General features: G+C 38.2%; 9 protein-coding genes. All 9 read right to left on the reverse strand.

All coding sequences use genetic code 11. The features are described from left to right. Positions 1-34: 34 nt before the first annotated feature. Positions 35-3355 carry a SusC/RagA family TonB-linked outer membrane protein gene (locus Q8S11_RS11865; RefSeq protein ID WP_305662321.1) on the reverse strand — a complete coding sequence of 1107 codons (3321 nt, stop codon included), beginning with the start codon at positions 3353-3355 and terminating at the stop codon, positions 35-37. A 261-nt stretch (positions 3356-3616) separates the two neighbouring features. Next, entirely contained in the window at positions 3617-4867 is a 1251-nt protein-coding gene (locus Q8S11_RS11870; RefSeq protein WP_305662322.1) for a FecR family protein, read from the reverse strand. 80 nt (positions 4868-4947) lie between these two features. Continuing rightward, a complete protein-coding gene (locus Q8S11_RS11875; protein WP_305662323.1) occupies positions 4948-5505 on the reverse strand; it encodes an RNA polymerase sigma factor in 558 nt (185 codons plus the stop codon). Between the two features lie 148 nt (positions 5506-5653). Then, positions 5654-5863 carry a hypothetical protein gene (locus Q8S11_RS11880; RefSeq protein ID WP_305662324.1) on the reverse strand — a complete coding sequence of 70 codons (210 nt, stop codon included), beginning with the start codon at positions 5861-5863 and terminating at the stop codon, positions 5654-5656. A 12-nt stretch (positions 5864-5875) separates the two neighbouring features. After that, entirely contained in the window at positions 5876-7024 is a 1149-nt protein-coding gene (locus tag Q8S11_RS11885; RefSeq protein WP_305662325.1) for a formylglycine-generating enzyme family protein, read from the reverse strand. Next, positions 7012-8595 (reverse strand): sulfatase, encoded by a 1584-nt coding sequence (locus tag Q8S11_RS11890; protein WP_305662326.1) that lies wholly within the window; start codon positions 8593-8595, stop codon positions 7012-7014. The genes Q8S11_RS11885 and Q8S11_RS11890 overlap by 13 nt, the downstream gene beginning before the upstream one ends. A 194-nt stretch (positions 8596-8789) precedes the next feature. Beyond that, positions 8790-10079: an aminotransferase class V-fold PLP-dependent enzyme gene (locus Q8S11_RS11895; RefSeq protein ID WP_305662327.1), complete on the reverse strand. Its 1290-nt coding sequence runs from the start codon at positions 10077-10079 to the stop codon at positions 8790-8792. 63 nt (positions 10080-10142) lie between these two features. Further along, positions 10143-12323 carry a PQQ-binding-like beta-propeller repeat protein gene (locus tag Q8S11_RS11900; protein WP_305662328.1) on the reverse strand — a complete coding sequence of 727 codons (2181 nt, stop codon included), beginning with the start codon at positions 12321-12323 and terminating at the stop codon, positions 10143-10145. A 145-nt stretch (positions 12324-12468) separates the two neighbouring features. Continuing rightward, complete coding sequence (locus tag Q8S11_RS11905; protein ID WP_305662329.1) at positions 12469-13560, reverse strand: PKD domain-containing protein; 1092 nt, start codon at positions 13558-13560, stop codon at positions 12469-12471. Positions 13561-13609: the final 49 nt, after the last annotated feature.

A 13609-nucleotide genomic window follows, 5' to 3' on the forward strand; every position in this document is an offset into this window, starting at 1 on the left:
GATAATAATATTTAATTCAAATAGTTGTTAGCTATCAGAATGTTGCGTTCAGGCTAAGACCAATATTACGGGTTGTAGGTAAAGAAGAATATTCCATACCACCCCTATTAGTTACTGCTGTAGCAATCTCAGGATCGTAAGGCGCATATTTCTTTAAGAATAGCAGATTCCTTCCAACCAGAGATAATCTGGCATTTTTAATAAATCCTGATTTTTGAACAAACTGATTTGGAATTTTGTACCCAAACACCACTTCTCTCAGCCTAAGGTTAGTCGCAGAAAAAGCATAAAAGTCTTTTGCAGGAGTTCTGTTACCTAATGATTGCCAGTATCTTTCTGCAGTAATTGATGTTGTGTTTTTTACACCGGCTGTAGTATAACCATCCACAACAATCCCGGTTTCTCTATATTGAAGAGAATTTTTCGAGTTACCACTCACATCCATTGCAGCCAAAGTACCGGCTACAACTGTACCGCCATTTCTGTAATCTAATAAGAAACTGAGGTTAAGATTTTTAAAAGTGAATGAATTGTTGACACCAAGCATATAATTAGGATTATAATTTCCTGCATAAGCTGTTTTCCCGGTAAGAATTGGAACACCTGCAGGACTAACTAACCTTCTGCCTTGTGCATCTTTACTCCATTCGGCCATATACATTTCTCCAAAGGACTTGCCTTCTTCAACTGTTTCGAGCACCTGTCTGTCATCACCTAAAACAGCTGTTTTAAGTCTCTCAGACAATCTAACAACTTTATTAACATTTTTAGAGAAGTTAAGCATCATGTCCCATGAAAAACTCTGATTTCTAATTGGCGCACCACTTAACATAATTTCTACACCACTATTCCGGATCAATCCGGCATTGATATACTGAGAACTAAAGAGTGTAGCATTTGGAACAGCCAAAGCAATTAACTGGTTTTCAGTATTAGATCTATAATAAGTAACATCAAGCCCTATCCGGTTGGTAAAGAATCGCCAGTCTAACCCGGCTTCAAATGAAGTAGTAATTTCCGGTTGATAATTCCCGAGTGATCTAACACTAGGAGTATTTATGGCACCACCAGCCCCTACCGAAAAATAATTATCAGTCAAATATTGTCGACCTCCGTAACCTGCTTTTGCGTAGGTTGTTCTAAGCTTACCATAAGAAACCCAAGATGGTAAATCAATCATATCTGTGATTATTGCCGTTAAACCTACTGAAGGGTAGAAATAAGATTGATTCTCTTTCGGTAGTGCCGAAGACCAATCGTTTCTTGCAGTAACATCAAGATAGAGGTAATCTTTAAAGGATAAGGTAGAAGTAGCATATAAAGATTGAACTTGAGGCTCTCTACCAATTACGTTTGTAGTTCTTGGATTCTTCGCATTAGACATGAAGAAGAAATCAAGCTTATTCAAACCATTTGCATTGGTATTGATAGATTCATATTTAGTTTCCTGAATTGAACCTCCAAGATATCCGTTTAAATTAAAATCCTTAGTAATGTTTCTTTTGAACGACAATAATGCATCCACATTAGTGAATCTTCTATTTCCGGCATAAAGTTCAAAATAGTTTCCATTTCCTGAAAGTTCATACGAATCATTGTGCATTCTATTTTCCGTACTCATATCAGTTCTATCCATACTCCCTCTTACCTGAAAATCCAGCCAGTCATTAAACTTATACTTTGCTTGTATCAGGCCAATCATACGACGCTTTTGCTCAAAGAAAACCTGCCTGTTCATCTTCCAATATGGATTCGATAAGTAAATAGAGCCTGGAAGCCAATAGCTTTGTCTAAGGTTACCCAAAACATCAGTATATTCGAAATTCTGCATTTCACTTAGTGGAATTGAAGCCGGAGCATGATATATACTACCTGTTGCATCATTTCTTTCGCCAGTAAAGGGCTTATTATCAACATCTTCAACGATATAACTTAGCTTGGTGAAAAATGAAAGTTTGTCAGTAATACTGTTATCTATCTTGAAATCAAAATTATGTCTGTCTAAAACATGGTTTCTAAGAATACCATTCGCCTTATTATTACCATATGAAAAATAGGTTTGCATTTTCTCACTACCACCACTAATTCCTAAGGTATTTGTCAAACTTGATCCATCACGATAAAAATCTTTTATACGATCAGGCTGACCTTGCATAGGCACTTGCTTACCATTCCATAATGTGATTGTTTGTCCTGTAATTTTTGGACCCCAGCTGGTTTCAGAGTTTGCATTATAAACACCTCCAGCACCTTGCCCGTACTCTGACTGTACTTCAGGAAGGATAAATGGGCGATCAATAGTTGTATTTCCGGTATAATCAACGGTAATTTTACCTGATTTTCCTCTTTTGGTTGTGATAATGATTGCACCATTTTGTCCCAAACTTCCATATAATGCAGCTGCTGAAGCACCTTTGAGGATAGTCATAGATTCGATATCATCACTATTCAACATACCTATACCATCACCACCATCCCGACTTCCATGTGTACCACCAGTTCCTACCTCACGACTAGTATTGTCCATTGGAACACCATCAATAACATATAATGGTTGGTTATTACCGAATACAGAGCGTTGACCACGTAAAACAACATTTGATGAACTACCCGGGCCGGTTGCATTCTTGGTAATAGTTACACCGGCAACCTTTCCAGCCAGGGAATTAATCAGATTTGTTTCTTTAGCCTGATTAAGATCAGCTGTTTTAACAGTCTGAGCAGCATAGTTTAAGGATTTAGAGGATCTTTCGATACCCAGAGCGGTTACCACAACCTCTCCAAGCATTTGAGAATCTTCAATGAGGGTAACATTAATAATTGTTCTTCCATTCACAGCAACTTCCTGACTTAAATAACCTATATAACTAAAAACCAAAGTCCCGTTATCAGGTGCATTCAGGACAAAATTTCCCTGAGCATCTGTTGTTGTTCCAACTGCGGTACCTTTTACCCGGACACTAACACCGGGAAGGGTTTCTCCTTTTGAGTCAACAACCTTACCACGGATATCCATTAAAAGGTAACTAGTATTTTTCAATGCTTTCTTTGCTTTTCCAGATAATTTCTCGCTGATTACTATGGTTTTATTTTCAATACTGTAATCCAATGGCTGATCATTAAAAAGAATAGCTAAAGCCTCCGATAATTCGGTGTCAACAATCTTTAAGGTTACCGGCTTGGCTGTTTTTAACAGATTCAAATCATAAAAAAACACATAGCCTGTTTGCTGTTTAATAGTAGAGAAAAACTCTTCAAGAGGGGCATGTTTACCTGTTAAGGTTACTTTTTGTGAATATCCTTTGGAATAGACATTCATGAGAGCAACCATGATTAAGATGAACGTCAGTTTCATAATCCGTCCGATTTGTTTGTAAAGCGACTTTTTTACCAAATTATCAGCAATCTGGTGTTGCTCTGTATGGTCCAAGCAGCCTGATTCAAGGCAAACTTTTGACCGAGTATTGATATTACAATACTCTTTATTAGTTAGAGAATTCATACATTTGTTTGTTTTGTTAATAAATAATCTTTGTGCAATCAATTTTTATTTTAGCTAAACAATGACCAGAGGCGCTCCAACGCTTCTGGTTTGTTTTTTTTCTTTAGTAAACCTTTATCGCATTACTATTACCTCCCTTCCCTCTAAACGAAAATGAACTTTTGTCTTTTCCAATATTTTAAGTACCTGTAAGAGACTTAAATTCCGTTCAATTTCACCTCCAAACCGATAATTAGGAAGATCGCCTTCATAAACTACCGATACATCATACCAGCGTTCAATCTGTCTCATGACTGTTTTTATATCTGCTTCATCAAACTGAAAATAACCTTCTTTCCATGCTACCGCTTCATTTGTATTTTTCAAATTTATTACCTCCATCTGCTCACTTAACTTAGATTGTTCTCCCGGTTTTAGTAATTGTGAGATATTTGTCCGCAGATCAGAGACTCTTACACTGCCTTCGAGTAAGGTTGTATTTACAGTTGGTTCATCCAGATAGGCATTGATATTAAAATGAGTACCAAGTACCTGTACAACCTGATTTCTTGTATTTACCTCAAAGACTTTTGATTGATCAGGCGATACTTCAAAATAAGCTTCACCTTTGAGCTCAACCTGCCTCTTGGATCCGTTGAACACTGTTGGGAAACGAAGTGAGGATGCAGCATTTAACCACACCTTGCTCCCATCAGGCAATTTAATCTGAAATTTACCTCCTTTTGGTGTTTCTATGGTGTTATAGATTACAGGAGTGTTTTGTTCTTCTATTAGCGGATCCTTAACTTCGTTTAGGAATGAATAAATTACTTCTCCTTCAGCTGCCTTTAACACACTATTTCCACCTTGATTTGCCAGAATTCCATTTTTAGCATCATCTAAAATAATTTTCGTGCCATCACCAAGGGTAAGTATTGCCTTATTTTCACCTGCCTCGATATCATTAACAACTACAGTCTGTGTATTTTCACTTTCGGGAACAGAAGAAATTCTTCTTTCAGTTGGAGTCAATTTGGGTTCTTCAATTATATTCTCAGCAACAGGCAGCAGGATTTGCTTTGTTTCTGAACGAAAAAAAAGTCCGGCAGTTATAACAGCAATTATGAGAGCAGCAACGGCAAACCATTTATGAGTATAATAAGACTGAGAAGAAACAGGATCAGAAATATTCTGGTTAATCTCTGCAAAGATTCTCTTTTTTAGCTCCTGATCACTTTCAGCATAATCATTGGGGATATAAATATCATTATCCTGATCACTATTATACCATTGGAAAAATTCCTCACTTTCCTGTGGACTTATAGTATGATTGAGCCATTTCTCGGCTAATTCCTGATATCGCTCGTTTGAACTTAAAGGTTTCATCAAAGGGGTCTTTATATACAAGTCCCTCAACCTGTACATATCCCTTAGTGCATTTAAAATTATTTTTTGTTTAAATAAAATTACAGGAAAATCTGACCCAGGCCTGTTCTCAAAGACTTGAGAGCTTTACTGATATGGGCTTCAACAGTTTTTTCAGAAATACCGAATTCTTCAGCAATTTGCTTTTGAGAATAACCATCTTCGCGGCTTGCTTTATATACCAGACGACATTTTTCAGGAAGATTAGCAACGAGAATTTCTAATCTTGACCTTAATTCAACAAATTCATACCAATCATCTGTTGAATTAGCCATAAGAGGAATAACATTTTGGCTATGAACAGCATATTTATTATATTGATTTCGCTTTGCCAGGATCTTGATGACTCGGTATTTTGCTGATACAGACAAATAAGCATTCAGGCTTGAAGTAATAACAATCTCTTCCCTTCTATTCCAAAGGGATATGAAAATATCCTGTACAATTTCCTCGGCCTCTTCGAGTTGTCCAATTTTATTGGAAGCTACAGTAAAAATATTTTTCCAATACCGGTTATATATTTCAGCAAAGGCAGATCTGTCCCCTGATCTTAATAGATCAAGCAATTCATTATCAGAATAGGTTGAATAGGTAGACATTTCCATTATTAATATTCTAATTTAACAAATAAAAATCCAATGTGAAAAATAAAAAAAATCTGAAAAAAAAATTGACTGGATAATATTTTAGATATTTATACTTAGTGTCATTATGACACGATTTATAAAATATCAGCAAATAAAATATCTATCTGAGTGCTTGCTTCAACCCTGGTTTTGCAGGAAATCTGGATGGTTTATTTGAACAACAGGCAGGAAGTGTTGTCCTCACTTTCAACACTTTTTCAGGTGTTTTTCCCGTCTGATTTTCAAGACTATAATCTGTACATGAAAAGCTTAGGAAAATAAGCGGTATCAGCATGATTACTCGTTTCCTGAACAAAATATTACTCATCATGATTATAGAAGATTACCTGACACATCTGAAACCCAAATTACTCATTCCTGAATCCGGAGAGCTTTTCATTCGGCGGGCAACCCGATACCCTGAACAATAACTTTCATTACACATAAATGAGCCTCCTCTTGACACCTTTTTAGGGGTATAGGGCTCATCGGGATCAAAACTATCTGCAGGGCCCTGTGGGTTTTTTATACCATCAGGCTTGTTAATACTCTGATAATAATCATTACGGTAATTATCCAGACACCATTCCCAAACATTCCCGGCCATATCATACAATCCATATCCATTTGGAGCAAATGATTTAACCGGAGCAATGCCATAAAAAGCATCGAATTCAGTATTATTATATGGAAAATTACCCTCCCAGGTATTTGCTTTCGCTTTTCCCTTATTGATATGTTCATTACCCCAGGGATAAATTTTATTGATCAATCCTCCTCTGGAGGCATATTCCCATTCAGCCTCAGTTGGCAAACGTTTTCCGGCCCACTTACAGTAGGCCATAGCATCGTCCCAGCTAACATGGATTACCGGATAATTCCCTTTTCCATCAATATTACTATCCGGTCCATCGGGCTTCTTCCAGCTTGCTCCGGGAACCCATGACCACCATTGTGAAAAGTCATTGAGGTCAACCTGCTGCTGTGGGGGTGTAAACACCAGTGAGGCTGCGACCAGCAAAGATTCATCCGGCTTTGGTGTTCCGGGTGGTAATTGTTGTTTTAATTCCTCCCAATCGGGTTTGCGCTCCGCTGTAGTTACATAACCTGTACTTTGAATAAATTTTGCGAACTGATCATTAGTAACTTCATGCTGATCAATCCAAAATGGGTCTAATATCACTTTATGTTTGGGATATTCATCCTGATCGGCCTGTTCATTATCAGCACCCATCATGAATACCCCACCCGGAATTGAGATCATTCCTGTTTTTGAGGTATCCCCATTAAATTTGATCTGTTCTAAGGTAATATAGGCTGAACCATTCCCTGGAGGATTATTTTCAATCGCATCTGTTTTACTGCCCTGATTGCATGCCTGGAATGTAAAAAGGCAAAAAAAGCCTAAACAAAAATTTAAATATGCTTTTGATAATTTAAGAAACTGATTCACATGAAATATCTTAAAATACCATAGCTTTAAAGTCCCCATTTCATTTCCTTCAAATCTGCTATTTTAACATATCCATCCTTCTTTACTGTTCCATCTTTGGCAATAGTATAGCCCTTAGGAGCTGTATCAGGCCATGAAAGCTCCGGAACCCTATCCTTCAATAGATTTCGCTGTTCCTTAATAATCGATTTACTTGACACTTTATAAGCGATATTAGTCCACTCATTCGGATCAACCTGATGATCATAAAGTTCTTCGAAATTGATAAAAGGATAATAGATATAACGGTATTTGTTTGTTCTGATGGTGTATCCGTCTCCTGAATTAGCTCCTCCCTGCTCATTCATAAAGTAAGCCGAAAACGCCGGTTTATGATCAAATCTCTCCAATTTCAGCATCGGAACTAAACTTTCCCCATCACAATATTCCGGAATTTTCTCACCTGCGAGTTCAGCAAGTGTAGGAAACATATCCATCATAGAAACCGGAACATGGGTAGTAGAGCCCGGTTTTGTTATCCCTGGCGCCATAATAAATAACGGGGCTCTGGTAGAACGCTCCCACAAAGTGAATTTCTCCCAATTTTCCTTTTCCCCCATATGCATTCCATGATCTGACCAAACTACAATGATAGAATTCTCCAGATGCCCGGTTTTTTCTAAACCATCTAAAAATTTTCCAAGCATTGCATCTGTAAAAGAAATGGTAGCCATATATGACTGTAAAACTTTCTTAAGCTGATTATTATCAGTAATAAAACGATGAAGAGCCCTTCTTCCATGGATAAATGCATCCTCTAAGTCATCCTCCTTCATTGGTAAGTCAGGAACATTGACCAAAGGATACATATCAAAATACTTTTGAGGAACTTCCCATGGATCATGAGGTTTGGTCAATCCAACGGCTAAAAATAAAGGCTTATCATGCTTTTGAGTAAGTTCATAATTTGCCCATTCTGCAATTTGAAAATCGGCCATATAATCATCTTCCAGTGCAATTGGTCCCCAGGTAAAATAATCTGGCTGTATACCTTTGAAATTTTTTGGAGAAATAATCTCTTCAGGTGCTCTAACCTGGAATGGAACCGGAATTTTTAAACTTGGATAATAGAAATCCCATCCTTTTGCTTCAGATTGGTTTATTGTTGAACGGGGAGGTGACAAAGTATGGTATATTTTACCCCCTGCAAGAGTTTTGTAACCCTTTTCCTTAAAAAATTGCTCCATAGTTAGCAAAGTGCTGAGTGCGGGAACTTTCCGCCAGTCCGGATGCTTCCAGCCGGTTACACCTGATCTTGCCGGACTAACACCGGTCATGATGGATACCCTGGAAGGTGCACAAGCGGGTGAAGGAATATGTGCATTGGTAAAAGACATGGACATTTTCCTCAAGCGATCAAAATTCGGAGTTTTCAATCCCGGTAATCCTCCCAGTCCTTCTGGATTAATCCAGTCATTCAAATCATCTATTGCAAGGAAGATAATATTGGGTTTTGAACCTTGTTTTTGAGGCTGTGCAAATCCTGATTTTGCCAGCATAAATAAAGTAACACTTAGAAAAAGTGTTACTTTAAATGTTTTTCGAATACTTTTTACAGAGAAGTTTATCATTATGACCATTTATATAAATCATTCATTTTCAAAGATGCTCCCACTAAAAATAATTAAATATTTACATTAAGCAAGCTTAATTATTCATAAGGAGTTAATAAATGAAAAATTCTATATATGGGTCCGGTCGTCCACGGTGAACATCCTCTCTTTATAAATTATAGGATGAGATTTTTTTAGACTCATCCTATAATTTATGAAAGTACTTCCAAAATGCGGTCAATATCCTCCTGGTTATTATAGATCGATGGGGAGATTCTCAATTTATTTCCAAATCGCATAGCCACATTGATTTTGGCTGCACGAAGTTTTTTCATTGCTTCATCCGGGTCCTTTGACTTGAATACAATAATAGGACTTTCATTGCCCTCAGGTGTGATCATAGGATAACCAATCTTTGGCATTTCTATTGCTAAACGGCTTGTTAGCGTACGAACATGATTACGGATATTTTCAACGCCTAAGGTTTGTATATATTTCATCGAAGTGATAGCACAGGATACGCCTTCATAAGATGGATAGCTAACCTCATACATCGCCGGACCTGTGGTAGGTTTGAAATCAAACTCACCCAATGCTGAATCCATATTATCTGTCCAGGGTCCATAATTGAAATTTAATCCACCATGATGTTGCGTCGGCAAAACCCGGGTATCCTGCAAATCTTTACGGATATACATAAACCCGAACCCTTTACTACCCATTAACCATTTGAAGGTAGAACAGGCAGCCATATCAATACCCATGGCTTTAACATCCACAGGTACAGCACCTACACCCTGAATAATATCAACATAAAGCAACGCTCCGTTGGCATGAGCCAAATCTGCAATTGCCCGAACATCCTTAACCAGAAAACCATTCACATTAGAAACAAGCGTGATAGCCACTAATTTGGTGTTCTTATTAATTACGCCTTCAAAATCCTTTATATCAAACTTCCAGTCATTATGCTTAATGATTCTTATATCCAGACCCTCACGTTGCTCACGCATCTTATAACCATATAAACTAGGCGCATAATGAAGATCTGTTGTCACTACATTACCTCCTTTTAAATCCATCCCATTCAGAATATTATTCTCGGCTTCGACGGTAGTTCTTGCAAAAGCTATTTCATCAGAATCTGCATTGATCAGTTTGGCAAAGCTATCCTTACATTCCTGACGGGTCTCTGACCATTTTGGCCACCATGGCTCACCCACATCGTCCTTAGCCCATTCAGCATAGCGATGTAAAGCTGCAGCCGTATAAATATTAATCGGATGGGTTGATGCATTATCCATATAGACTTCCTCCCTTGTACGGGGGAAATCTTCCCTGATCTTATTGAAGTCTAATGCAGATCCCGTAAGATGGGCAGGCATCACATCAGGATTAACAGAGGTATCAGAGAGGCTGGTTTTACATGAACTTAAAGAACTCAGTCCTAAAGTACCCACACCCACTCCAGCCAGGGATTTTAAAAAGGTTGATCTTTCCATTTTTGTTTTATGTTAATAATGCTTAAGATTTATTTTTTAAAACAAGATTCATTAGCCCTGATTTTATTTATCAGGCAATGAATAGGCAACATAAGTATCCGAGGATTTAGTTCTCATTCTTCCTCCACCACAAGCGATTACAACAAATTGTTTACCATTTACGCTATAAACAGAAGGGGTAGCATATCCTCCCGCAGGCAAATTGGTTTCAAATAATAGTTTCCCGGTAGCTTTATTAAATGCCCTGAATTTTTCATCACGGGTTGCGGCGATAAATACCAATCCGCCAGCAGTGACAACAGATCCTCCCCAATTTTCTGTACCGGCATGAATACCCCTGGCCTTCAATTCAGGATAGTCACCCAATGTGTTTTTCCAAACTAAGCGGCCGGTACTGAGATCAATGGCACTTAAAGTACCCCATGGTGGAGTAATTCCAGGATAACCTTCTTTAGTTAAAAACTGTTTATATCCACCAAAACGATAAGGTGAACGATAGAAAGGATGGGTTACCTTAGCTACCTGAGTGAAAATTTTCTTCTGTTCTGATTCAATATTTAATAAATAGGATGCAAGAGCAGTTTTGTCCTCTTCACTAAAATGCTTAAAGGCGGGCATCATTCTCTGACCGGAGGTTATGATAACCTTAAATTTGGTTTCATTATACTTCTTATGAAGATTGAGCAATGATGGGAAATTGCCTGAGCCCTGGAGATCCGCACCATGACAGCCTTTGCAGTTCTTATCATAAATACTTTTTCCGGCCTGCAAATTCGTTTGAGTGGACTCAGGCATCTTTTCTACCAAAGTATCAATCATGGTAACAACCCATGGCATTTCAGTAGCGTTAATGTAAAGCAAACCGGTCGAAGGATCAAAAGAAGGACCACCCCACTCTGCACCACCGGTTAGTCCGGGAAGAACGAGTGTTCCCTGCAGACTCGGAGGAATAAACATTTTACCAGATTTATAGCTTAAAAACCTTTTTTTGAGGTCCTGATAAGATGAATCCGGAACAATATTATTAAGATCGGATTCTTTAAATTCCTGTCTTACAAATGGAGGAAGAACTGTTGGGAACGGTTGTGTCGGAGAAGTCTGCTCCCCTGCGAGGTCTGATGCAGGGACCGGCTTTTCTATAATCGGATATACCGGCTTACCCGTCTCCCTTTCAAGCATATAAATAAACCCTTGTTTACTTACCTGTACTACCGCATCGACATTTTTACCCTCCTTTTTTATAGAAACCAAAACCGGGGAAGTGGGAAAGTCATAATCCCATAGATCATGATGAACACCCTGAAAATGCCAGATATATTTTCCGGTTTCTGCATCAAGTGCAAGAATACTATTTGAAAAAAGATTGTCTCCTTTTCTTTTCCCTCCATAAAAATCAGGAACAGCAGACCCTGTAGAGGCAAAAACCATTGCTCTTTTTTCATCTAAACTTAGGCCGCCCCAGGCGTTTGCCCCTCCTACATATTTATAAGCCTCGGGATCTTCCCAGGAATCATATCCAACCTCTCCTGGTTCAGGAATAGTCCTGAACATCCATTTCAATTTACCCGTAAATACATCATACGCCCTGATATGACCTGGTGCAGATTCCTCTTCCTCAGACAGACTGGTTCCCATGATAATGAGATCCTTATAAATTACCCCCGGGGAGGTTGCAGTAACCCTTAAATTTGTCAGATCCCTATCTAAATCAAGGCCATCATGTAGCGGAACGCGCCCCTTGTTTCCAAAACTAAGAACTGGCTTACCGGTGGCACTATTTATACAGAACAGAGAAGATCCTACCGTATAAAAAAGCAGATGTTCTTTATTTTTACCTTTGTATAGAGCAATCCCTCTGCAAGCATTCATTCCATAACTTTGTCGGCCCTGAATGTCGACCATCATGGAATCAACCGGATTAAACACCCATATTTCTTTCCCGCTTAGGGCATCAGCAGCAAATAGTTTCAATTGAGGCGAAACTCCATAAAGTATGCCATCAACTATAAGTGGATTCGCCTGTATCTGACTACCTGATTGCCCATCTTTTGTATGATAAATCCAGGCCAATTGTAAATCCCTGACATTGGAAGTATCAATTGCATCAAGGGCTGAATATTGAATACGTTCCTTACTTCCGCCATATACACTCCATTCATTTTTATGATCCTCATTTTGACAGGATAGATAAAAAAGGGTAAGACAACTAATGAAATATAGGGAGAATTGTTTCAGTTTCATCATTTTGATTTTAGGCATAGGGTAATCCATTCTTTGCAGACTAAAAATTCATTAAATTCTGAACAACAACTAATGTTATTTTACGAAATCATAAACTTAATTTCTAAATAACCCGGTCGGTCAGGATAATTAGATTAAATAATTCACCTTATTTAAGGGCTACATCCCATACTTTAGCCATACGTGATGTACCTGCAGGTCCATTTACCCATAAAGTAACCACGTAATACCCAGGTTTATCGTAAAAATGCACAGGATGTTGTTTATCAGAGGTGTTTCCATCGCCAAAGTCCCACTTCCAGGTTGAAATTTCGCCCTGAGATTTATCTGTAAACGAAACCATTCTGCGGTTCATATCCGAGACTACAAATGACCACTGCGCATCTATTGGCTTAAGAAAGCGCTTCTCCAATGGCATCAGTCGGAAGGGAAGCAGATGGGAAGCATTTCCATACATCTCACGGACTTTACTAAGATTCCAAAAGCCATTGTATCTGGGAGCATTTACGTTATCATAATCAAGTACAGCCCAGCTAAGACCAATTTCTTTATTCTCTGACAGAACCGATTCAACTGCCCTTGAAATACCCTCAGGGCCAGCATAATCAAAAGGGGTAATCCAGAATTCCAGGGTTAAACGACCTGATTCCCCGGGATTGAAATTGTAATTATAGGCAGCATTAGCAAAAGGCAATTCTTTAATCCAGGGCTGACCTCCCCAAACCATAGTCCAATCTTTTCCTCTGGCGGGTGTGAAAATATGATAATTCTGAGCATGGACACCGTGGTATGAAAAATAGGTTTCATTTTGATCCAGCTCCTTATTCGGGTGAAAAGAACTAATAAATGGGCCACCTGACTGGTCACCGTCAACTACTACCTCAAAAATATCATTATGTAAATTTGTGGATGAAAAGTCCCAGTAATCATCGTAGGCTTCATATAGAAAATACAGCCTGTTCATTCCTTTTACCCATCCAACCTTTACATTAACATCCAGGTTCTTAGGATCAGCAACCCGATGTCTGATACTATCATCCCTGTCATCCCACAATTGATCCATACCAATATTATAGGATGGGTCTACTATTTTCCAATCATCACTTTTTCCATCAATGGTTGGGATCATATTGGGTGGAAACTGAAAGATCTTAAATTTTCGTTTTTCCTGTGCATTTAAAAACCCTGCAAAAAAACAAAAGAGAAATAGAAACCAAATAGATCGAAATGATAAAAGCATAATTAAATATTATAAAATTTTAAAGCATTATCATGAAATATTTTTTTTT

Origin of the sequence: Daejeonella sp. (assembly GCF_030695525.1) — a bacterium.
Lineage (GTDB): Bacteria > Bacteroidota > Bacteroidia > Sphingobacteriales > Sphingobacteriaceae > Daejeonella.

Coding starts and splice junctions, on each gene's coding strand:
- Q8S11_RS11865 (WP_305662321.1), bottom strand. CDS start 3,355: ATGAAACTGACGTTCATCTTAATCATGGTTGCTCTCATGAATGTCTAT.
- Q8S11_RS11870 (WP_305662322.1), bottom strand. CDS start 4,867: ATGAAACCTTTAAGTTCAAACGAGCGATATCAGGAATTAGCCGAGAAA.
- Q8S11_RS11875 (WP_305662323.1), bottom strand. CDS start 5,505: ATGTCTACCTATTCAACCTATTCTGATAATGAATTGCTTGATCTATTA.
- Q8S11_RS11880 (WP_305662324.1), bottom strand. CDS start 5,863: ATGATGAGTAATATTTTGTTCAGGAAACGAGTAATCATGCTGATACCG.
- Q8S11_RS11885 (WP_305662325.1), bottom strand. CDS start 7,024: ATGGGGACTTTAAAGCTATGGTATTTTAAGATATTTCATGTGAATCAG.
- Q8S11_RS11890 (WP_305662326.1), bottom strand. CDS start 8,595: ATGATAAACTTCTCTGTAAAAAGTATTCGAAAAACATTTAAAGTAACA.
- Q8S11_RS11895 (WP_305662327.1), bottom strand. CDS start 10,079: ATGGAAAGATCAACCTTTTTAAAATCCCTGGCTGGAGTGGGTGTGGGT.
- Q8S11_RS11900 (WP_305662328.1), bottom strand. CDS start 12,323: ATGATGAAACTGAAACAATTCTCCCTATATTTCATTAGTTGTCTTACC.
- Q8S11_RS11905 (WP_305662329.1), bottom strand. CDS start 13,560: ATGCTTTTATCATTTCGATCTATTTGGTTTCTATTTCTCTTTTGTTTT.